Genomic DNA, 20,038 nt, shown 5'->3' with positions numbered 1-20,038 from the left:
AAACCCCACATAATCAACTGCGTCTTCGTCACACCATTCGCAGTCTTCACCAACGCATCCCCGAACTGCGTCATCGCATCAGCCAACTCATCAAACGAAAACTTCCCCGACTCCAACAACCCCAACGACTTCAACAGCGCCGCAGTCGCCTCACCCTCATAAATACCCGCAACATTCCCCTGCGAACTACGAACAGCCTCCGACAACAACCGAACCCGCGGAGCCAAACCCAACAAACCACGCTCACCCAACCGCTCCAAATCCCCCGCCCGCGTATCAGGCAACTCCATACCAAAATTCAGCAGCTCCCCAATACCCCGCAACAAAGCCGGCCCCTCGACGTTAAACGCCACCACACACCCCCAACCGACACACCATCATCACCAAGACGAATCAGTCACCCCGGACTGCGACACATCACGGTCGGGCTGCTCAGTATCGGCAAAAACCATCGCCTCCGACTCGGCGGCGAGCCGTTCCGGCGCGTCGGGCGGCGCGAGAGAAACCTGCGGCGCCGTGGGCACCAGGTCGAGCACATCGAGGGCGCCGGGCGCCAGCTCGGAAAGCTTCGGAATTCGAGAACTCTGCTCCTGCAGCGAAGCCGTCAAACCCGCAGTCTTGCGCTGCATTTCGGTCGCGGCATTCTGCGCGGCCTCGGTGACGGCTTTCGCGATCTCCGCATAACTCAAGTCGTCGATATCGTCGGAAAAACGGGTTTCGATGACCGTGCCTTCAGCGTTGATCGACACCGTCACACGCTTGTTCGCCGCCGATCCGGTCGCGGTGAGCAGCACCCACTGCCGCTGCATATTCTCGATCGACTTCATCCCGGCTTGGACGGAATCAACCAGATCCATCAACCGAGCCGCCGACATCTCCTCATCGTTCACGCCTGGCTCGCTCACTTCCGTAGCATGCCCGCGCTCTTGAGTGTTTCTCCCCTGCGCTCGAGCGCTTGCCTGTCGCGCTCGAGTTCAGCTGCGCTCCGAGACGGATTGCGCGCTTGCTCGTTGAATGCCTTTACGGCCTCGTTGTACGCGATCACTTCCCTGTTGTGGGCTTCCGTCGCCAAGAGCTTCTTCTCGGCTTTCCCGTAAGTCGGACCCCACCCGTCGGGACCGTTCGCGAAATCCGCAGCGCCAGCGAGGAATGCGACCTGGCTTTTGAATCCCGCGATCAGACCGTCATTGTTCTCGCCGTTGGCGATGACGCGACCGGTCTCGCCTTTGCCCCAGCATCCGTAGTACTCGTCGAAGATCGTCTCCATCTCCGACTTGACCGCGTCGACCATAGCGGCGAGATCCACCATCTCCCCCTGGATCTTCCCCGCATGCTCGCTTTTGAAGTTCAACCCATCGGCCATGGCACCCACCTCATTTCGTCACGCTGAGCTATCCGAACCATCTTGACATGAACCAAACCCAGGGTTTTTCCCAGAAGAGGGAACGATCAAACCCGCACCGGGTTCAACGGCCCGGTGCTCCTCGCCGAGCGCTTCCTGAATGTGCCGAATGTCCACTCGGGGTGGCCGAAATGCCACATTCAGACAGCTCGGGACAGGTCAGGCGCGGGAACCTTGCCGTTCCTGGTAGCGCTGTTCGAAGCCTTCGACGAAGGTGGTCGGCGCGACAGACGAGGACGAGTGTTCCAGGACGCCGTCGTCGGCGATGTAGAAGATGGCCCGGCCGATCGCGATCTCGCCGCGCGGCACCGGCACGTACACCATCCAGCCGCAGCTGAACCGGTCGGCGACCAACTGGTCCAGCGGATAGCCGGTGGTGTCCAGCTGACGCCCCTGGATGTAACTGCGGACCCGGAAGATGGCCTCTTCCTCCGGCATTCGCTCTGCCAGCCGCATGACCACACCGGCCAGCGACAGCTGGTACATGGCGCCGTCGATGTCGTAGCGGCCGTCGTCACCGAAGACGTTGATCACCGTATCCCTGGTGACCACACCGACTTCCGCAGCCGAGATCAGCGCCGCGGCGGCGGCACGCTGAGCGGCGGTTGGCCGCTGCGCGACCAGCCCCGCGACGATCCCGGCGACCGTGTCAGCGGTCCACACACCGGGTACCGCGGTGGCGCAGTGCTCCGCGGCCGGTGATTCGCCGCGATACCAGCGGCCGGCCTCCCACCAGTAGCAGAACGACATCAACCCGGTGGACGCGCGCGGGTTGAGCACCGGGTTGGCGACCCAATCCGGCGCTCCGGCATAGAAGGCCGGCATATCAGCGCCATCGTTGTAGGTGGCGTTCAGGTTCGGCGACTCCCATACGCCGCCGGACAGCACTGCCCGGCCGTCGGGCAGCGAGTACAGCGTGGACCCGCCGCGACGCGAGCTTTCGAACCAGCCCATCGACGGCATTACCCGCGGGCCCCAATCGGAGCCGGCCGCGACGAACGACGCCGAGATCACCGCCCACCGTGCCCACATCTCGGGGAAGTCCGGAAATTCGTTCTCCGCCAACACCGGCCACACCCGCGCGGCTCGATCGGCGCGCGCGTCCACGGCAGCGTCCTGCGGGGTTCGCGACTGTCGGTTGTTGTGACCGACATAGGCTGCCAGCCACACCGGCAGGTCGTCGCGCGGGTACTGATCCAGGTCTGCCCGGTAGGCCTCCGGCTCGAACAGCTGCCCCTCCGGGAACGGCTCGTCACCGAAGTCGTAGTCGACCTCGAACTCGCCGTCGGAACTCAGCTGCAGCAACAGCCGCCACCACGGTTCGCCGTCCAGTTCGGCCACCAGTGCGCGTTGCTGGCGCACCAGTTCCAACACCGCCGCGGGCGGCTCCACCCGCACCGACCGTTCCCCGTCGGCATAGACGACCTGGGCCATCTCCGTGGCGGCGGTCAGCGCGAACACCGCGTCCAACTGTTGCCACCCGGGCGGCCCCACCTCGGCCAGCCCGTCGGCGGCGCGGCGTGCGAGGACCCGCGTCTCGTCGGCTTCGTCTTCCTCGGCAGCTTCGTCTATCTCGGCGGCTTCTTCGACGACGTCCGGCTCGGCGGGCTGGTCGGCAGCGCCCGGGTCGAGGCTGAAGCCCACGTCCGGCGACCCGGGCTTGTCCGGCGACTCGGCCTTGTCATCCTGACCCGGGTTTTCCTTGTCTTGATCGCTCACTACTCAGATCCTGACCGCGCGTTGATGTCTTTACCGGAACCAATATCAGTAGAAGAGGGAATTCTCGCGTCTTTCGGCGTCAGGGTGAAATCGGCATCCGGCGCCGCGCGGTTCGCTCCGGCACTGTCCCGGTTTCTCTGGTACTGATCGCTCACTGTTCGCTTCCACCGGTGATCTTCATCCGCCCCACGCCCTCTCCTACACCTCAGCCGGTGTGCATTGTTACATGACGTCCCGAACGCCTCCACCGATCACTCCCACGAGAGGGAAGCTTCCCGGACGCGGCACGATCGCGCTGCGCGGCCGTTGCGCAGCGGGTTTTCCTCGGCGAGGGCACGGTAGACGGTCAGGTCATCGCATCGCTGCCGATCGACCGCGCAACCAGGGCTTGTCGGCGCTGGGCGGGGTTGCCTGATGTTCACGAGCCGCGGCCCGGACTACCGCGCGAGATCAGCTGCGGCACGAGGCAAGCGCGGACAGTCGACCACCGCTGGTCCGGACCACCACCGATTCACTCAAATCTCCAGCAGCAGGGTGACCGGCCCGTCATTCACCAACTCGATTCGCATATGCGCGCCGAACCGGCCGGTGGCGACTATGGCCCCTAATTCACGCAGCGCCAGCGCGAAGACATCGACAAGTGGTTCCGCGGTGGCGCCGGGAGCGGCCGCCGACCACGAGGGGCGCCTGCCCTTGGCGGTGTCCGCGTACAAGGTGAACTGACTGACCACCAGGATAGGAGCGCCCAGATCCGCGGCCGAGCGCTCTCCCGCCAGGATTCGCAACCACCACACCTTCTCGGCCAGCGCCTTCGCGGTCGCCGCGGTATCGGAGTGCGTCACGCCGACCAGAACGAGCAGGCCGTGTGGGACGCCATGGTCGGCCGGGTCGATGCGACCGACGATCTGTTCGTCGACGGTCACCTGCGCCGAAGTCACACGCTGCAAGAGGGCTCGCACAACTGCCGATCATGCCTTGCCCCACAGCCTGGGCGGCAGCATGGGTGGCCGGTGCGAGCACACCGTGACCGCTACGGTGGCAAAGCTTGCCGTCACTCGCGACGCGCGCTCGTCGACCCATCGCACCGACGCTCGACGCCGCCCGCACCAGCGGCGATCCCGCGCTTGGTGTTCGATCGCTACGCTCGCTCCAGAACGGTCTACCGGCCTCGACGGATCCAGGTGCGCGTGGGCGGTAACCGTGAAAGACTTCGGCCCAGAATTATGCGTTGCGCGGACCGCCGCGCGTTTGCGGAGGATCATGCTTGAAGCGAGGATCGCGATGGATCTGGACGCGCGGGAGCGCCAGATCGCCGCGGATCGGTATGCGGCCCTCGACCGTTCGGTCGAATCCGAGCTACGGCTGGCCACCAGTCTCGGCGAACTCGCCAAGGGTCTGATCGCCACCAAGACCAACGGGTCGAGCCGCGATCGGACCAGGGAAGCGCTGGCGCCCGCCGAGGAGGCGGTGGCGATCCGGCTACGCCTGCTCTCCAGGGGGCAGGTACTGACCGCGCGCCTCGCGGGCGAACTGAACGATGCGCTGCGCTCCTTCGAGCAGGCAGCGCGGTACAGCGGTCGCCGGGAACTCGCGACCACGACGATCCGCCGGGCCTGCGACGTCTACCGCCATGTGGCGCGGGCACGTCCGGAAGTCGCGGGTCCCTGCGCTGACGGATTGTCCAAGTGCGGCGTGTGGTTGGGCCGGCTCGACCAGGACGCGGCGGTGGCGGCGACCGCGGAGGCTGCCCGAATCCGCGCTGCGCTGGCCGCCGCCAATCCGGATCTGTCCGGCAAGTACCTCGCAAGTCTGAGCACCCTGCTACGAACGCTCATGGTCGGTCGCTCACGCAAGCAGGCCATCGCGATGTACCGCGAACGGTATTCGGCGCTGACCTCCACGAGCATGTCGATCCGACTACGCGCGTGCGGAATCCAAGACCTGGATCTCACGCCCAAATCGCACCGGGCGCTGATCGAACTGGGCTGCCGCACGCTGGAACAAGCCGGTCGACTGACCCAGCAGCAGGTCATGTTCAAGTCCTCCGGCGACCTGTCGACCGTCGAAGAAATCAACTGGAAGCTGGCCTTGGTCGGCCTACGGCCACTCGCGGCGGGCGCCGAGCCGGACCCGCCGTCGGTGCCGGTACAGATCGGCACCACCTTCGGCGCGCTGAGCGTGTACTGCCCTGACCGCGACTCCACCGCCCAGGTGCGCGCCGCGATCATCGCGGCCTACGCGATCGATGACGCCTACCCCCTCGACCGCGCCACCTACCTCGCTGAGCACGGACCGGACCTGAAGGTTGCCGATCCTGAGGTGAACATCGCGAGCACCCTCGGCGACGACATCGTGCTGATCGATCAGCCATACGGCGGCTGGGTCACCGTCATGAGCCTGAACTGGGAACTCACGCCGGTGGCGAAACATCCGCTGGCACTGCGTCTGTCCCAGGACTGGCCGGTCGCGGCCATCACGGTCACCGAGAACGTTGCCTACGAGTTGTGCTGGTATGAGCGCGGGGCCGCCACCCAGTACGCCGCCCTCGGCCGCCCGGCCGGACAGGCGCCGCTCGACAAGCCGCTCGCCCCACTCGACTTCAAGACCCTCGCCGAGTACAACGCCGATCGCGCGACCGAGACGAAGCTCCGTTCGGCCTTCGGCAACACGAAGATGTTCTCGAACCTCACTTACCTGCCCGACAGTGGCCTGCGCCAGATGAGCGTCAGCACGCCGCTGGACGAGCACGGCGACCGGGTGCTGTTCTTCCGGACGACGCCCTGAGGCGCCGCGATGCGACACCGTCGCACGAAGTTTGCGGTGTGGTAGCACACTGACTGAACGCGGCGTGAACAAAATGCCACCGGCCTTGACTCCGTCGGTGCGCGGATCATTTGACCAGCGATTACGTACACCCTTGGCGAATATGAGAATTGAGGTCGCACCGCTCCGATCACTGCCGCCGCCGGTAACCAGAGCGTTGACATTGCCTCGAGAACAAATTGAACGGAATGTTTGTACTATTCCCCGGGGTGCTCTACTGAGTCAGCGCGCGGATGGTACACGGGATCACCACATCGCCGACCGGGCGGCATGAGATGACTGATGAAGCTAGCCGAGGCCCCATGAACCATATGGCGTTGGCGGACAGACCAACCGCACGATGCGCCTGCTTACGAGATACTCGCGGTCTGCCGGTCGGGGCGCACTCGGAGATCGGCCGAATCGTCCCCCGCGCCGGTTTCCTAGCCGCGAACACGAAGTCTGTCGTCGCTTCCCCCGATACCCCTGCCAGGTATCGGCGGCGGAACGTGTCCGCGCGGAGCGCGGTTCGTCCGTCCCGCCGGTCCATTATCGAGACCGTGCGCCCTTGCGCGAAAGCTGGGAAACAATGACGACAAGTGCCTCCCTGCCCGCGAAACAACAGGTGTTGCAGGCCTGCCGGGGTGAACTACCCGAGAACAATCCCATGCTGCGTTGCGCGCACGAGTTGACCACGCTGCACGAGCGCAGGCTCGGGGCCGGCCAGGAAGACGTGGACGAGATCGATGCGGCGCGCGCGAACCTGATTCGCGAGATCGACCGCTGGATCACCGTGCAACTGCCGCCGGCGCATGGCGCGGCGCACATCCACACCGAGACCCTCGGCGCCGTGATCGACCGCTTGGCCCAATTCACCGCGCGGGCGTACGCGGCGCTGGCCAGCGCGTCGGAATGGGACCTCTGGGATGCCTGGCAGCGCCTCGCCGAACTGGCCGTCGGCTATGACGATCTGGCCGCCGAGGTGTGTGCGGGCGTCCGCCGTCTACCCGGCGCATCATAGCGTCGGCCGACCCGATAAAGGTCGGACCTTTGGCCACCCGAGCATGGTGGCCGAGCGTCCGGATCTATTCCGGGCGCAGGGTAAGAATGCGCGGACCGTTGTCGGTGACCGCAACGGTGTGTTCCCAATGGGCCGCACGGCTGCCGTCGAGGGTGACCACGGTCCAGTCGTCGTCGAGCACCTTGGTCTGGGTGGTGCCCAGGGTGAGCATCGGCTCGATCGCGAGGACTGAACCGACCACGAGGTGGGGGCCTTTGCCCGGCTCACCCTCGTTGGCGAGGAACGGGTCGAGGTGCATCTCCCGCCCGATGGCGTGCCCGCCGTAGCCGTCCACGATGCCGTAGGCGCGACCGTGTTCCTGCTCGGCCGCACGGGTACCCAGCTCGATCGCGTGCGAGACGTCCGTCAGCCGGTTACCCGGTAGCATCGCCTCGATACCGGCTTCCATGGACAGCTGGGTGGCCTCGCTGAGCAACCGGTCGGCATCGATGATGGCGCCGACACCGAACGTCCACGCCGAATCACCGTGCCAGCCATCGAGAATCGCGCCGCAATCGATCGAGACCAGGTCGCCCTCGGTGAGTATCTCCGCCGCGGTCGGAATCCCATGCACCACGCGGTCGTTCACCGACGCGCAGATCGATGCCGGGAAGCCGTGGTAGCCCTTGAAGGACGGCACGGCGCCCGCGTCGCGAATCACCTGCTCGGCGACCTCGTCCAACTCCTGGGTGGATACCCCCGGCTTGGCGGCCGCCCGCACCGCGACCAGAGCGCGGCCGACGACCGCGCCCGCCGCCGCCATGGCGTCCAGTTCGCCAGCCGTCCGGAACGGCACGACCTTCTTCTTACGGTGGAAGACCATCGCGGCCTCAACGCCCCATCGTGAGCGGCATCAGTGGCCCAGCGCGCGCAGCGCCCGCGCGTTGACGCCATCGACCTCGCCGACGCCGTCCACCGAGACAACCAGACCGTCGTAGTGCTCGAGCAACGGTTCGGTCTCCTCGCGGTACACCCGAAGCCGGTTGCGGATCACGCCCTCGTTGTCATCGGCGCGGCCGCGGGAGAGCATCCGCTCCACGACCGTGTCCTCGGGCACGACGAAACACAGCACCGCATCGAGTTTGGTGTCCATGTCCTTGAGGATCTTCTCCAGCGCGTCGGCCTGGTCGACGGTGCGCGGGTAACCGTCGAGCACGAAACCGTTGACGGCGTCGGGCTCGTTGACCCGGGCCTCGACCATGCGGTTGGTCACGTCGCTCGGCACGAGGTCGCCCGCGTCCATGTACTTCTGCGCTTCGCGGCCCAGCGGAGTCTGCTGGCTGATATTCGCGCGAAACAGGTCCCCGGTGGAGATGTGCGGGACGCCGAGCTTCTCCGACAACAGGACGGCCTGTGTGCCCTTGCCGGCACCCGGCGGACCGAGCAGTACAACTCTCACTTGAGGAACCCTTCGTAATTTCGATTCATCAGCTGGCTTTCGATCTGCTTCACGGTGTCCAAACCGACGCTCACCATGATCAGCACCGCGGTACCGCCGAACGGAAGGTTCTGGGCGCCACCGGAGGAACCGATGTCGAGGAACAGGTTCGGCAGCACCGCGACCAGACCGAGGTAGATCGATCCGGGGAGGGTGATACGGCTCAGGACGTAGTTGAGGTAATCGGCGGTCGGCTTACCCGGGCGGAATCCCGGGATGAAGCCGCCGAACTTCTTCATCTCGTCGGCGCGCTCCTCCGGGTTGAAGGTGATCGCGACATAGAAGTAGGTGAAGAACACGATCAGACCGAAGTAGATCGCGATGTACACCGGGTTCCCCGGGTTCACCAGGTATTTCTGGATTATTTCCTGCCACCAGCTGGGGTTCGGGTTATTCCGCGACGAGGTCAGCTGCGCCACCAGGTTGGGTAGGTAGAGCAGCGATGACGCGAAGATGACCGGAATCACGCCCGCCTGGTTCACCTTCAACGGCAGGTAGGTCGAGGAACCGCCGTACATCTTCCGTCCCACCACACGCTTGGCGTATTGGACCGGAATGCGGCGCTGGCCCTGCTCGACAAAGATCACGGCGGTGATGATCGCCAGCGCGGCGACACACACCAGGCCGAACACCAGCCCGCCGCGACTGTCCAGGATGGACTTGCCCTCGGTCGGGATGCGTGCGGCGATACCGGAGAAGATCAGCAGCGACATGCCGTTGCCGACACCGCGCTCGGTCATCTGCTCGCCGAACCACATCACCAACGCGGCGCCCGCCGTCATCACCAGAACGATGATGACCATGCCGAAGATGCTGGTGTCGGCGAGAATGTCCTTTTCACAGCCTTGCAGCAGCTGACGGCGCGCGGCCAGGGCGACCAGACCGGTGGCCTGCAGGATCGCCAGCGCGATCGACAGGTACCTGGTGTACTGCGTCATCTTGTTCTGGCCGGATTGGCCTTCCTTGCGCAGTTCCTCGAACCGCGGGATGACGACGGTCAGCAGCTGGATGATGATGCTCGCGGTGATGTAGGGCATGATGCCGATCGCGAACACCGACAGCTGCAGCAGCGCGCCACCGGAGAACAGGTTGATCAGCTGATAGATGCCACCGGATTCGCCACCGGAGACAATGTCGATACATTCCTGGACGGCCTTGTAGTCGACGCCCGGGGACGGTAGTGCGGCACCCATGCGGTACAGCGCGATCAACCCCAGCGTGAAGAGAATCTTCCGCCGTAAGTCCGGAGTCCGGAAGGCCGATACGAAGGCGGAAAGCACAGATCCTCCTGGCGAACGACATGGTGGTCAGTACATGGGCGATTCAGCGCTGTCCAGTTCCCTGATTCGGTCGAGGGGACGCTGAAGACCATGGCGAGGCTTGGCAGACAACAATTCAAACTCTAACAGTGGCACCGGACGAGCCTTCACTCGTCCGGTGCCGCTGTTTGCAGAGTACCGTCAGCCCAGCTCGGTGACGGTGCCACCGGCCGCGGTGATCTTCTCCTTCGCGGCTCCGGTGACCTTGTCGACGGTCACCTGGACCGCGACGCCGATCTCACCGTCGCCGAGGACCTTGACCAGCTGGTTCTTGCGAACCGCGCCGGCGGCCACGAGCTCGGCCTTGCCGACCTCGCCGCCCTCGGGGAACAGCCTGGCGATCGCGCCGACGTTCACGACCTGGTATTCCGTGCGGAACCGGTTCGTGAAGCCCTTGAGCTTGGGCAGCCGCATGTGCAGCGGCATCTGCCCACCCTCGAAGGCGGCCGGGACGTTCTTGCGCGCCTTGGTGCCCTTGGTACCACGGCCCGCCGTCTTACCCTTGGAGCCTTCACCGCGACCCACGCGGGTCTTCTCGGTCTTGGCGCCAGGGGCAGGGCGCAGGTGATGCAACTTGATGGTCATGTGTCAGACCTCCTCAACGGTTACGAGGTGGCGCACGACGTTGATCAGACCCCGGTTCTGCGGAGTGTCCTCCCGAACCACGGTCTGCCGGATCTTGTGCAGACCCAGCGTGCGCATGCTCTCACGCTGGTTCTTCTTGGCGCCGATCGTGCTCTTGATCTGGGTCACCTTGAGATCTGCCATTACCTGACACCTCCCGCAGCCTGAGCGCGCGCACGCAGCATGCCCGCGGGGGCAACATCCTCGAGCGGCAGTCCACGGCGAGCCGCGACCTCTTCTGGACGCTGCAGCATCTTGAGCGCGGCAACGGTCGCGTGCACAACGTTGATGGCGTTGTCGCTACCGAGCGACTTCGCCAGAATGTCATGAATGCCGGCGCATTCGAGCACGGCACGGGCCGCGCCACCGGCGATCACACCGGTACCGGGGGAGGCCGGGCGCAGCATGACCACGCCGGCCGCCGCCTCACCCTGAACCGGGTGGGTGATGGTGGAGCCGATCATCGGGACGCGGAAGAAGCCCTTGCGAGCCTCCTCGACACCCTTCTGGATGGCCGCCGGAACTTCCTTGGCCTTGCCGTAGCCGACGCCGACCAGACCGTTGCCGTCACCGACGATCACGAGGGCGGTGAAGCTGAAGCGCCGACCACCCTTCACGACCTTGGACACGCGGTTGATCGCGACGACCCGCTCGAGCTGGTTCTTCTCGGCGGCGTTGTCCCGGCGGTCACCGCCACCACGACGGTCGCCGCCACCACGACGGTTGTCGCGGCCGCCCTCGGGGGCGCTTCCGTTCTGTCCGGCGGGTCCGCTTCCGCCGTCACGCCTCTGACGTCCCGGCATCAGACGTTCCTTCCGTTCATGTTCTTGGTCATCAGAATTTCAACCCACCTTCGCGAGCGGCATCGGCCAGTGCGGCGATCCGGCCGTGGTAGTCGTGACCACCACGGTCGAACACGACGGCCTCGACACCCGCGGCCTTGGCCCGCTCGGCCAGCAGCGCGCCGACCTTCTTGCTCTTGGCCGACTTGTCGCCGTCCAGCGCACGCACATCGGCCTCGATGGACGACGCGGCGGCGATGGTTTTGCCGATCGAGTCGTCGACCAGCTGCGCGTGCAGGTGGCGCGAGGAGCGGTTGACCACCAGGCGCGGACGCTCGGTGGTGCCGACGACCTTCTTGCGCAGACGGAAGTGACGGCGGGTCTTCGACAGACGACGCGTCGTCGACACGTCCTGGCCGCGCGGCTTGCGCTTGGCGATCTGGTTTTCGGTTTGCGCCATGATCACTTACCCGTCTTTCCGACCTTGCGGCGAACGACCTCGCCGGCGTAGCGGATGCCCTTGCCCTTGTACGGGTCGGGCTTACGCAGTCCGTGGATCACAGCGGAGATCTGACCGACCTTCTGCTTGTCGATTCCGGACACGGAGAACTTGGTGGGCGTTTCCACCGCGAAGGTGATGCCTTCGGGGGCCTCGATCGGCACCGGGTGGCTGTAGCCGAGCGCGAACTCGAGGTTCGACCCCTTGGCCTGCACACGGTAACCGACGCCGAAGATTTCCATCTTCTTCTCGTAGCCCTTGGTCACGCCTTCGATCATGTTGGCGACCAGGGTACGGGTCAGGCCGTGCAGCGAGCGGTTCTGGCGCTCGTCGTTCGGGCGCGCGACCTCGAGTTGGCCGTCCTCGCCCTTGCTGACGACGATCGGCTCGGCGACCGCGTGCGACAGGGTGCCCTTGGGCCCCTTCACCGACACGTTCTGGCCGTCGATGCTCACTTCGACGCCGGCTGGGATGGCGATGGGCTTCTTACCAATACGCGACATTGTCCTGACCTCCCTTACCAGACGTAGGCGAGGACTTCGCCGCCCACGCCCTGCTTGGCCGCCTGACGATCGGTGAGCAGACCGGTCGACGTGGAGATGATCGCCACGCCGAGGCCGCCCAGGACCTTGGGCAGGTTGGTGGACTTCGCGTACACACGCAGACCCGGCTTCGAGACGCGGCGCAGGCCCTGGAGGCTGCGCTCACGGCTGGGGCCGTACTTGAGGTCGACGACGAGGGTCTGGCCCACGGTCGCGTCCTCGGTCCGGTAGTCGGCGATGTAGCCCTCACGCTTGAGGATCTCGGCGATGTTCGCCTTGAGCTTCGAGTGCGGAGCCTTCACCTGATCGTGGTACGCCGAGTTGGCGTTGCGCAGACGTGTCAGGAAGTCCGCGATTGGATCAGTCATGGTCATGGTTCGACCTTGACACCTTTCTCGCTGTGGTTCCCATGCAGCGCCGACCCGCGTATCCGCAGGTCAGCCGTGGGCCTACAACAATTCGGATGGTCCGGCCGACACTTGCCGACCGGATGAGGTTCGATCGCCCGAGCCACGCACACGAAGACATGCGGGCGCGCAGTTGCCCAGGCAACCGGTCCAGTGTAGGCAATGCCCAGCTAGCCACCAAATCCGACCTGGTCGGCTCGACCACGGCGAACGCGGCAGCGCCCATTCGAGGGCGCGTTCGACGGTGTCATCGATCCACCATTCGAGTGGGACCTGATGAACAGACTGCATCGCCATACCTGGTCCAACGGAGATCTCGACAAGCCGAGGAGGCCCGCAAAGCGTGGCGCGACGCGGCCCCCGGGCTGCGCAACGCCAGCGACGGAACCGGACAGGCGTTGGTTGAGCCCCGCACAGATCACCTCGGACGAGCTACCAGAAGCTCTCGCACAAATGGATGCGGTGTCCCACCGGCGTCGAGAACGTCCCGCGCAAATATGCCGAATCGGAAAAGTGTTTACGGCCGAATAGGCAAACTCGCCCGAAGCGCTTTCTCGCCGAACACCCCACCGCCGGTCCACGTGCACACCGAGCAGCTCGCCCCCTGCGCGCCACCTCACGCGCGGGTAGTAACGGCGAACCGCGGTAGTGAAATGGCGGCTCGTCGAAGTATCGAGAAACACCATTTCACTAACGTCGACGCAATTTGTGACGAGAACGACGGACGTGTGCGGGCACCGGGGCGGTCAGGGTTGCGGATGGTGCGGGCCCGACCTCGGATGAAGCCGATGGTGCGGGCCCGACCTCGGATGAAGCCAATAGTGCAGCCCGACCTCGAACGAAGCCAATAGTGCAGCCCGACCTCGAACGAAGCCAATAGTGCAGCCCGACCTCGAACGAAGCCAATAGTGCGGCCCGACCTCGAACGAAGCCAATAGTGCGGGCGGACTTCGGATGAAGATGCTCGGCGATGGGCCGCCGCGTAATTCGCAGCCGCACGCTTCCGGTTGCCACCGCTTCCACCATGGCGTTGAACCAGCCGCCCGCCCACATGCAGTTCGCCCCGGCGACCACGGCGTCGAACCGATCGCCAAGGCCGCGCGCACACCGAACAGCCAACCTCCGCCACCTCACACACGACCAGGGCCGCCGCGCACCGCAGTAGTGAAAAGGCGGCTCATAGGACGCCCGACGAACACCATTTCACTACCCGTCGAGGGAAGTTGCGACGAGAAGGTCGCGCTGATGCGGGCACGGGGCGGTGATGGTTGCGGATGGCGCGGGCGCGACCTCGGATGAAGGTGTTCGGCAATGGCACGCGGAATTCGCCGCCGCACTCTTCCGACCTCGGATGAAGCCGATGGTGCGGGCGGACCTCGGATGAAGCCGATGGTGTTCCGGTTGCCACCGCTTCCACCATGGTGTTGAACCGGTCCACGCGCACACCGAGCAGCCAACCCCGGCGCGGCACCTCACGCACGGGCAAGGGTGGCGAACCGCAGTAGTGAAATGGTGGCTCGTAGGAGTATCGAGGAACGCCGTTTCACTACCGTGGATGGACGTTGCGATGAGCGCGCAAGGCGGGTTATGGCTGCAGATGGTTCGGGGGGCGACTCCGGATGAAGGTGCTCGGCGACGGCTCATGGGATTCGGAGCCGCACGGTTCCGGTTGCCAGCGCTGCCACCACGGCGTTGAAGCCGTCCCAGTGCCGCACGTGATGAAGCACTCGGTCTTCGGTGATTCCGCCGGGCTGCCGCTCTTCGCGACGGCACTGCACGAAGTCGGCGGTGAGCAGGCTCACCATCTCCCCATAGGAATAGGGCATCTCGTCAGCATCTGGACCCTGCAGGTAGCCGTGGTGGCAGGCCGCCGCCAGCGCGTCCTCGACGTGCCGGTCGATAGCCCAGATGTGCAGGTCCATCAGATAGGCGAGGCGGCGGCTCATCGATCGTCCCGGCCTGCCGTTCTCGTAGTGCTCAACCCAGACGCCGAGCAGTCCGAGGGCGGACACCATCATCGCGTCGGCGGGCTCGGTACGAGCGTTGAAGATGTCGAAGAAGGCGCGAGTGCCCGGCAGGCGCAGTTCAGCTTGTGCGGAAGCGGACCGGTTCGAGTGCGACTGTGTTCGGATGTCATCTGTCATCGCGCCCGCCGGGCCTGTGCAGAGTTCCCGGCGGCGGCGCCGAGCAAGGACAGATCGAGCGCCCGCGCAGGCAGGCACCGGCTGATCGCGGTAATCACGGCTGCCGCCGAGGGCCGGAAGCTGTCCCGCGGTTGCTCAACCCAATGACGCATCGCAGGGGGACGATCGGCGGGCGACGGCAAGGCGATCACCCGGCCGTGGCCGTAAGCCGCGACACCCGCGCGGTATAGCTGGGCGAACAAGGCAGGCGAGTCCGGCAGGTCGGGTCGGACCAGGAAAGTCCATGTGCGCGAATGCGGGTACGACACGATCGGTCCCGACGCGTACCGATGGCGGCGCAGTTCTTCGCGAACCTGGTGCCCGAAATGTGCGGGCATTCCTAATCCCCATACGCTTACGGCTGAAACCGTGATCCGCCCGGTGTGCGGGTCAACTCCCGCGGCGAGGCCGGCGGTGCGGCGATAGAACGCGCACCGGCTTGCGGGAGTGTCACGAAATGGACCGGTCTGCATGGTGATCCCCTGCCGTCGAATGGATTCGGAGGTGCGCCGAATCGAGGAATGCTCGGGTACGACGCCCGCGATATCCCGGCGCGGATATCCGTAGGCGTTCACACACACTGGGCTTTGCCGAGCGAGACGGAGCGGGACTGCTCAGTTGCCCGGCGCAGGCACAGCACACCAGCCTCGCGGCGGCCGGATCGGCCTGATTTGGATATTCGGGCCAACTTCCCCGAAAGCCCATGGCAGGATTGAGATCTGCGGCATCGATGAATGCACATCACGCGAGGGGCTGGATTCAATTGTCTGGGGGAAAGACGATGGCCGAGCACGAGTCTCCGACACTCCTGCGCCGTCAACTCGGCAGATTTCTGCGGGAAGCGCGCGAAGGCCGAGGACTGACGATCGCGATAGCCGCGGAGGAAGTTCAACTCAGTTTCAACGGGCTGCAACGCCTGGAGACCGGTCGGGCGGTGAAGCCGCGTCGTCAGGATGTGCGGGAGCTGTGCATGTTGTATGAGGTGAACGCCGAACAGACCGAGCAGACGGTCGGGTTGGCCTCGCGGGCGGCGACGGCCAGGGACGAAGACGGCATCACGCCGCTGGGCGGGTTGTTCTCCGATGCCTTCAATATGTATGTCGGCATGGAGCGATCGGCTCGACGTCTCGTGTCCTATGAGGTCCAAGTGCCTGGATTGCTGCAAACCGAGGACTACGCGCGCGCATTGATCGGCGCATTTCTGTACGACGGTTCGGCCGAAGAGATCGAGCAACGCGTGCGGGTGCGCCGGAGCAGACAGGTCGTCGTCACGCGCAAGACCAGCCCGGTGGACCTGCAGCTGCTTCTCGATGAATCCGCGCTGCACCGGATGGTTGGGCGACCGAAGGTGATGGCCGAGCAGCTTCGCTATCTGGCCGATATCAGCACCCGGCCGAACGTCACACTGCGCATTCACCCGTGGTCGGCTGGATACACCCGTGGAATCCTGCACGGTTCGTTCGTCATCCTGGACTTCGGCACCAACAGCAAGGGCACGCCGATCGAACCGCCGGTGGTCTACCTCGACGGCGGGATGAGCAGCGATCTCTATCTGGAAAGGCCCGAAATGGTGCACCGTTACACTGAAATGGTCGACGCCATCCGACAAACGGCAATGGACGAGAAGACCACGCGAGACCTGCTTCGCCGGGTAGCAAGGAGTTATGACGGTGACCGTTGACCTATCCGGGGCACGCTGGTTCAAGAGCAGCTTCAGCGCTTCCAACGGCCAGTGCGTGGAGGTGGCACACATCGATAGCGGCATGGTCGGCGTCCGCGACTCCAAGAACCCGACCGGCCCGGCGCTGACGTTCACCCCCACCGAATGGGACGCGTTCCTCGCGGGAGCCAAGAACGGCGAATTCAACTGCAGCTGAGCGGTTAACGCTCGCGGCCCATTGCGCCGGACCGCCACGAGTTCTGATCCCGGCTGTCGATCTATCCACAGCACACTGGTTCAAGACAACCGAAGCTAACCAGCGGTTACCGAGGACACCCTCTCGATAGCGTTCAGTCGGCACGCGTGACGCCGAGAACACCTCCGGCCAGTCCCCGGCCGGCACCGTCCGACCGGGGCGCCTTGTCGGCCGAACTCGAGCGAATTCGACTGCAGTTGAATGGTCTTCGATCTGACATCGCGCACCGCATGCGTAAGCCTCGACGTCCACTAAAGCTGCGCGTTTCCGCGGAAAGGCAACGGAGAAAGCGCAATCGCGAGTATGCGCACAAGCGGATGTCGAGACTGTACGGGCCTGGTCCTCAGGCAGCACCCGTCACTCGTCAAATCCGGGTTCGGCCGATGGCAGATTCTCGCGAACCTTCGAGACGTGCGGTCGTTGCAGCGGCCACCGCAACGCGATGACCGACAGCATGTTGTCGATGATCCGGATGTCAGCCTGCAGCGTGGCCGGCGCAGGCGGGTCGGCGAGCCTACCGAGGTCGTTGACCAGCAGCGAGCATTCGAGTTCGTCCATGGTGGCCACCTGGTTGGCGACAACAGGGAGTTGACCGCGGTCCCCGAACCGGTATGCCGTTATCCGTAGATCCCGCCCGAGGTCCGGGTCGTCGCCGTACTCCGCCACCAGCGCGGTGATCTCAGCACGCATCCTGGACTCGTCCGACTGCACCAGCGAATCGATCGCATATCGGCGCACCGGTACATACTCGTCGTCGTCGCGTACACACGCGAGTAGCTCTGGCACCCCGTAACCTGGGTAGTTTCCCAGCGTCTCGGCGACAGAAGCACGAACCAGCCACGATTCGTCAGCGCGCAACATCCCGATCAGCACATCCACGGCAGCCTCGTAGTGCACCGTGCAGAAAGCCTCGGCAGCCTCGGAACGGACCAATTCGGCCGGATCGGAGAGCATCTCGACGATCAGCGGACCGACTTCAGGAGCGTCACGCACGCCCAAGAATCCCACCGCGCGCACCGCCTCGGCCCGGACATCGTCGTCATCGGTCCGCAACAGCGGCAGAATGTCCGGCACCGCCGCCCCGTCATTCGCCTTGATCATCTCGATCAACGCGTCGAACTGTCGGCGCGGATCACCTGATGACAAGGCCGCCGCCAGGGACGCGTCTTCCGGATCGTCTCCGTGCACTGTCCACCTCCTCATGACAATGTTCGCCGGCGGCACTGCTATCGTCCGCCACCGCCGCTCGAATGACGGCAGTCGTACTGCTTCTGGGTTTTCTTGATCCGTTGCAGCCGACTGGCATCGCCGTCTGCTTTGGCCGCGTCGTGCAGCCTGGCCAGGGCCTCGCATTCGGACAGTTGCGCCCGGCTTATCAGATCACGCATCTCGTTTTCTATTCCGGTGTCGGCGACTCGTTGTTTGCCGCCTTTCGCCATCTCCGCGACGAACGCACCAGCAACGTTCACGGCGATCAGGGATGCTATTTCATCCAGCGATTTCTGGATGTCGAGCGGATGGGCGGCGTTCACCGCCGCGGCGACACCCACACCGACTTCCAGTGTCTGGAACAGCCGGCAGATGTCCCACAGTTTGCGGATCCGCACGGCTGCGCTGGCTACCGCCGCTGTTCCGGCGGCAGTCCCGGCGGCGGCCTCGGCTTCGGCGGGACCCAGCGTGGCCAGTCCCGCGGTCAGGATCTCGGTCAGGGCGATCGCGGCCACCGTACCGAGCGCGATCCAGAACAACTCCTTCATCAGGTCGTCGACGTGGGTATCCAGATCCGACCGAAACGCTACGAGGTCGGCATGGTGCTCGCCCACTGACCCGGACAGTGACAACGACACCGACGCGACCGCCGCAGAACCGTTGGACAAGGTAGTGAGGTGCGCCTCGATATCGGCCAGGTCCGGCGCCGCGGTATGTGCGGCATGGAAGTTGCCGATAATCGCCTTCACATCGGAAGCCGCGTTCGCGACCGCCTCGGATTCAGCGAACGCCTTCCAGGCATCCTTGGCAGACTGCAAACGATCACGGTCACCATTGGGCACGGTGTATCCGATCTGGTTCAGCAATCCGGGCACGCTGGTGTCCAAGCCCGCGGCAGATCCCCCGAAGGACGACGGCGGCGGCTCGACGTCGTGCTGGAATGTCAATCCCTGCGGGACATGAAACGGCGGCGAAGGCGCCGGCCCCTTCGCTGGGTCAGGATTGGCATTCCAGTTCGAGTGCGCCCAATTGTTGCCCGCGGTGTTCAGGATGTTCGAGAAATTGGCGAGAGCGTTCGACAGCGAGGCGCAGGTGCTGAGCAGATCCACCGCGTTCTCGTCGTAGCTCGCCGCCCAGGTGGCCACCTTGTCGTAGCTGCCTGCCATCTGACCGGAGCCGTGCAGCCCGTTCCATAGCGTCGAGAACGCGGAAAGCAACGCGCTGTTCACCTTCGCGCATTTTGTGGCGGCATCGTAATAGGTTTGCGGATCTACATTGATTCCCATTCAGGATCCGCTACGCATCATTCTGGAGTTGGCGTCCCCGGCTTCGGCATACGCGCCGTGGGCTGCCTTCGCGGCGGCACTCATCTCGCGGATACCTTCAGCGAATTCCCGCGCACCCGCGATCCATTGCCGATGGGCTTCCGAATATGCCTGCGCAGCAATGCCTTCCCATCCCGAGCCACGCAGCGTCGCGATCCGGTCGTCGATTTCGTCCAGGTGACCGGCGACGAATCCCGCGAGGCCGGACAACCGCGCGATGATCTGTTCGAGTTCGTCGAGGTCGACGGTGAACGAATCGGTCATGGCAACGGAGGCAGGTCGAGCGTGGAACTCGACAGAGCACCGGAGTTCGACTCGTCGCGCTGCTGATAGCTGTCGGCGGTGACGCCGAGCTTCGCGGCGAGGTCGGCCAGTGCGGCGATAATCTGCCTGCCACCGTCGTTGACGTCGTTCCACCCGGTGCCGAACCCCGTGGACGCCGCGCCGGCCCAACTCCCGCCTGTCAGGGATTGGACTTCCCGCGCGGCAGCGTCGAGCGCGGACCCGAGCGTGTCCGCGAGGTGATAGACATAGCTACCGACATCACGGACTTCATCAGGAACGACCGATAACGCCTCGCCGGAGCCAGACGTCCCCCCAGGTGTGCTCATAGCATCGGATCGTACTCGCGGGCTCTCGATTGCGGTCCAGACCGCGAATATCGTTGAACGACAACTCATTGCCCGACGGCGAGGGCCTTGATCCGACCAAACCCGCTGGGCACCGAGGCTTCAGACGTAGCGCTCGGGGACGACCGGCAGATCTTGCCGTCCGGGAGACGACGGCTGGCCGCACCATTCGACCGCAGCCC

The 20,038-nt window shown here is 64.9% G+C and carries 24 protein-coding genes; 4 read left to right on the top strand and 20 right to left on the bottom strand.

Annotation, left to right across the window (positions count from 1 at the left end; genetic code table 11):
* From AB0C34_RS13980 to dtd, 5 genes are all read right to left on the bottom strand, one after another.
* Positions 1–353 (bottom strand): hypothetical protein (locus tag AB0C34_RS13980; protein ID WP_357071259.1); only part of this gene is annotated, 353 nt, incomplete at its 3' end.
* A 27-nt stretch (positions 354–380) separates the two neighbouring features.
* The gene (locus tag AB0C34_RS13975; protein ID WP_357071391.1) at positions 381–827 is read right to left on the bottom strand and encodes a YbaB/EbfC family nucleoid-associated protein; all 447 of its coding nucleotides are present in this window, start codon (positions 825–827) and stop codon (positions 381–383) included.
* Positions 828–901: 74 nt separating this feature from the next.
* Positions 902–1,363 carry a hypothetical protein gene (locus AB0C34_RS13970; protein ID WP_357071256.1) on the bottom strand — a complete coding sequence of 154 codons (462 nt, stop codon included), beginning with the start codon at positions 1,361–1,363 and terminating at the stop codon, positions 902–904.
* A gap of 198 nt (positions 1,364–1,561) precedes the next feature.
* Complete coding sequence (locus tag AB0C34_RS13965) at positions 1,562–3,121, bottom strand: hypothetical protein (protein ID WP_357071253.1); 1,560 nt, start codon at positions 3,119–3,121, stop codon at positions 1,562–1,564.
* Between the two features lie 515 nt (positions 3,122–3,636).
* Positions 3,637–4,080, bottom strand: coding sequence for a D-aminoacyl-tRNA deacylase (gene dtd / locus AB0C34_RS13960; protein WP_357071250.1), 444 nt, complete (start codon positions 4,078–4,080; stop codon positions 3,637–3,639).
* A 301-nt stretch (positions 4,081–4,381) separates the two neighbouring features.
* Between dtd and AB0C34_RS13955 the strand changes: the two genes are divergently transcribed.
* Together AB0C34_RS13955 and AB0C34_RS13950 are read left to right on the top strand one after the other, a co-directional pair.
* Positions 4,382–5,905, top strand: a complete 1,524-nt coding sequence (locus AB0C34_RS13955) for a hypothetical protein (RefSeq protein WP_357071247.1) — start codon at positions 4,382–4,384, stop codon at positions 5,903–5,905.
* Between the two features lie 607 nt (positions 5,906–6,512).
* Positions 6,513–6,944, top strand: a complete 432-nt coding sequence (locus AB0C34_RS13950; protein ID WP_357071244.1) for a DUF4254 domain-containing protein — start codon at positions 6,513–6,515, stop codon at positions 6,942–6,944.
* 64 nt (positions 6,945–7,008) lie between these two features.
* Here the strand turns inward: AB0C34_RS13950 and map are convergent, their stop codons facing one another.
* From map to AB0C34_RS13895, 11 genes are all read right to left on the bottom strand, one after another.
* Positions 7,009–7,806, bottom strand: coding sequence for a type I methionyl aminopeptidase (gene map / locus AB0C34_RS13945; protein ID WP_357071241.1), 798 nt, complete (start codon positions 7,804–7,806; stop codon positions 7,009–7,011).
* 30 nt (positions 7,807–7,836) lie between these two features.
* The gene (locus AB0C34_RS13940; RefSeq protein ID WP_357071238.1) at positions 7,837–8,382 is read right to left on the bottom strand and encodes an adenylate kinase; all 546 of its coding nucleotides are present in this window, start codon (positions 8,380–8,382) and stop codon (positions 7,837–7,839) included.
* Positions 8,379–9,701, bottom strand: coding sequence for a preprotein translocase subunit SecY (secY, locus tag AB0C34_RS13935; RefSeq protein ID WP_357071235.1), 1,323 nt, complete (start codon positions 9,699–9,701; stop codon positions 8,379–8,381). The genes AB0C34_RS13940 and secY overlap by 4 nt, the downstream gene beginning before the upstream one ends.
* A 180-nt stretch (positions 9,702–9,881) precedes the next feature.
* The gene (gene rplO, locus AB0C34_RS13930) at positions 9,882–10,325 is read right to left on the bottom strand and encodes a 50S ribosomal protein L15 (RefSeq protein WP_357071232.1); all 444 of its coding nucleotides are present in this window, start codon (positions 10,323–10,325) and stop codon (positions 9,882–9,884) included.
* 3 nt (positions 10,326–10,328) lie between these two features.
* Positions 10,329–10,508 carry a 50S ribosomal protein L30 gene (gene rpmD / locus AB0C34_RS13925; protein ID WP_357071230.1) on the bottom strand — a complete coding sequence of 60 codons (180 nt, stop codon included), beginning with the start codon at positions 10,506–10,508 and terminating at the stop codon, positions 10,329–10,331.
* Positions 10,508–11,167, bottom strand: a complete 660-nt coding sequence (rpsE, locus tag AB0C34_RS13920) for a 30S ribosomal protein S5 (RefSeq protein ID WP_357071227.1) — start codon at positions 11,165–11,167, stop codon at positions 10,508–10,510. The genes rpmD and rpsE overlap by 1 nt, the downstream gene beginning before the upstream one ends.
* 31 nt (positions 11,168–11,198) lie before the next feature.
* Positions 11,199–11,606 (bottom strand): 50S ribosomal protein L18, encoded by a 408-nt coding sequence (gene rplR, locus AB0C34_RS13915; RefSeq protein WP_357071224.1) that lies wholly within the window; start codon positions 11,604–11,606, stop codon positions 11,199–11,201.
* A 2-nt stretch (positions 11,607–11,608) separates the two neighbouring features.
* A complete protein-coding gene (gene rplF / locus AB0C34_RS13910; RefSeq protein ID WP_357071221.1) occupies positions 11,609–12,148 on the bottom strand; it encodes a 50S ribosomal protein L6 in 540 nt (179 codons plus the stop codon).
* A gap of 14 nt (positions 12,149–12,162) precedes the next feature.
* Entirely contained in the window at positions 12,163–12,561 is a 399-nt protein-coding gene (gene rpsH, locus AB0C34_RS13905) for a 30S ribosomal protein S8 (RefSeq protein WP_357071218.1), read from the bottom strand.
* Between the two features lie 1,673 nt (positions 12,562–14,234).
* A complete protein-coding gene (locus AB0C34_RS13900) occupies positions 14,235–14,738 on the bottom strand; it encodes a hypothetical protein (RefSeq protein WP_357071215.1) in 504 nt (167 codons plus the stop codon).
* Positions 14,735–15,115, bottom strand: a complete 381-nt coding sequence (locus tag AB0C34_RS13895; protein ID WP_357071212.1) for a hypothetical protein — start codon at positions 15,113–15,115, stop codon at positions 14,735–14,737. Before AB0C34_RS13895 ends, AB0C34_RS13900 begins: the two co-directional genes overlap by 4 nt.
* Positions 15,116–15,558: 443 nt before the next feature.
* On the opposite strand from AB0C34_RS13895, the gene AB0C34_RS13890 reads away from it, so the two are divergent.
* Both AB0C34_RS13890 and AB0C34_RS13885 read left to right on the top strand, forming a co-directional pair.
* A complete protein-coding gene (locus AB0C34_RS13890; RefSeq protein ID WP_357071209.1) occupies positions 15,559–16,458 on the top strand; it encodes a helix-turn-helix transcriptional regulator in 900 nt (299 codons plus the stop codon).
* Complete coding sequence (locus AB0C34_RS13885) at positions 16,448–16,654, top strand: DUF397 domain-containing protein (RefSeq protein WP_357071206.1); 207 nt, start codon at positions 16,448–16,450, stop codon at positions 16,652–16,654. Before AB0C34_RS13890 ends, AB0C34_RS13885 begins: the two co-directional genes overlap by 11 nt.
* 396 nt (positions 16,655–17,050) lie before the next feature.
* Here the strand turns inward: AB0C34_RS13885 and AB0C34_RS13880 are convergent, their stop codons facing one another.
* The 4 genes from AB0C34_RS13880 to AB0C34_RS13865 are packed head-to-tail and all read right to left on the bottom strand — an operon-like array spanning position 17,051 to position 19,838.
* On the bottom strand, positions 17,051–17,881 hold the full coding sequence (locus tag AB0C34_RS13880; RefSeq protein WP_357071203.1) for a HEAT repeat domain-containing protein: 831 nt from the start codon (positions 17,879–17,881) through the stop codon (positions 17,051–17,053).
* 38 nt (positions 17,882–17,919) lie between these two features.
* A complete protein-coding gene (locus AB0C34_RS13875) occupies positions 17,920–19,188 on the bottom strand; it encodes a polymorphic toxin type 34 domain-containing protein (protein ID WP_357071200.1) in 1,269 nt (422 codons plus the stop codon).
* Positions 19,189–19,491, bottom strand: coding sequence for a WXG100 family type VII secretion target (locus AB0C34_RS13870; RefSeq protein ID WP_357071197.1), 303 nt, complete (start codon positions 19,489–19,491; stop codon positions 19,189–19,191).
* Complete coding sequence (locus AB0C34_RS13865; protein ID WP_357071194.1) at positions 19,488–19,838, bottom strand: WXG100 family type VII secretion target; 351 nt, start codon at positions 19,836–19,838, stop codon at positions 19,488–19,490. The genes AB0C34_RS13870 and AB0C34_RS13865 overlap by 4 nt, the downstream gene beginning before the upstream one ends.
* Between the last annotated feature and the right edge of the window lie 200 nt (positions 19,839–20,038).

It is taken from the genome of Nocardia sp. NPDC049220 (assembly GCF_040647855.1).
Lineage (GTDB): Bacteria > Actinomycetota > Actinomycetes > Mycobacteriales > Mycobacteriaceae > Nocardia.
The sequence above is the reverse complement of the archived record's forward strand: the minus strand, read 5'-3'. Positions and strand labels throughout refer to the sequence as shown.

What these genes read in the sequence shown, in the direction of transcription:
- AB0C34_RS13890 (WP_357071209.1), top strand. Translation starts at nt 15,559, where the DNA reads ATGGCCGAGCACGAGTCTCCGACACTCCTGCGCCGTCAACTCGGCAGA.
- AB0C34_RS13875 (WP_357071200.1), bottom strand. Translation starts at nt 19,188, where the DNA reads ATGGGAATCAATGTAGATCCGCAAACCTATTACGATGCCGCCACAAAA.
- rpsH (WP_357071218.1), bottom strand. Translation starts at nt 12,561, where the DNA reads ATGACCATGACTGATCCAATCGCGGACTTCCTGACACGTCTGCGCAAC.
- AB0C34_RS13865 (WP_357071194.1), bottom strand. Translation starts at nt 19,838, where the DNA reads ATGAGCACACCTGGGGGGACGTCTGGCTCCGGCGAGGCGTTATCGGTC.
- rplF (WP_357071221.1), bottom strand. Translation starts at nt 12,148, where the DNA reads ATGTCGCGTATTGGTAAGAAGCCCATCGCCATCCCAGCCGGCGTCGAA.
- AB0C34_RS13950 (WP_357071244.1), top strand. Translation starts at nt 6,513, where the DNA reads ATGACGACAAGTGCCTCCCTGCCCGCGAAACAACAGGTGTTGCAGGCC.
- rplO (WP_357071232.1), bottom strand. Translation starts at nt 10,325, where the DNA reads ATGACCATCAAGTTGCATCACCTGCGCCCTGCCCCTGGCGCCAAGACC.
- map (WP_357071241.1), bottom strand. Translation starts at nt 7,806, where the DNA reads ATGGTCTTCCACCGTAAGAAGAAGGTCGTGCCGTTCCGGACGGCTGGC.
- rplR (WP_357071224.1), bottom strand. Translation starts at nt 11,606, where the DNA reads ATGGCGCAAACCGAAAACCAGATCGCCAAGCGCAAGCCGCGCGGCCAG.
- AB0C34_RS13970 (WP_357071256.1), bottom strand. Translation starts at nt 1,363, where the DNA reads ATGGCCGATGGGTTGAACTTCAAAAGCGAGCATGCGGGGAAGATCCAG.
- AB0C34_RS13900 (WP_357071215.1), bottom strand. Translation starts at nt 14,738, where the DNA reads ATGACAGATGACATCCGAACACAGTCGCACTCGAACCGGTCCGCTTCC.
- AB0C34_RS13955 (WP_357071247.1), top strand. Translation starts at nt 4,382, where the DNA reads ATGCTTGAAGCGAGGATCGCGATGGATCTGGACGCGCGGGAGCGCCAG.
- rpmD (WP_357071230.1), bottom strand. Translation starts at nt 10,508, where the DNA reads ATGGCAGATCTCAAGGTGACCCAGATCAAGAGCACGATCGGCGCCAAG.
- AB0C34_RS13895 (WP_357071212.1), bottom strand. Translation starts at nt 15,115, where the DNA reads ATGCCCGCACATTTCGGGCACCAGGTTCGCGAAGAACTGCGCCGCCAT.
- AB0C34_RS13870 (WP_357071197.1), bottom strand. Translation starts at nt 19,491, where the DNA reads ATGACCGATTCGTTCACCGTCGACCTCGACGAACTCGAACAGATCATC.
- rpsE (WP_357071227.1), bottom strand. Translation starts at nt 11,167, where the DNA reads ATGCCGGGACGTCAGAGGCGTGACGGCGGAAGCGGACCCGCCGGACAG.
- AB0C34_RS13975 (WP_357071391.1), bottom strand. Translation starts at nt 827, where the DNA reads ATGAAGTCGATCGAGAATATGCAGCGGCAGTGGGTGCTGCTCACCGCG.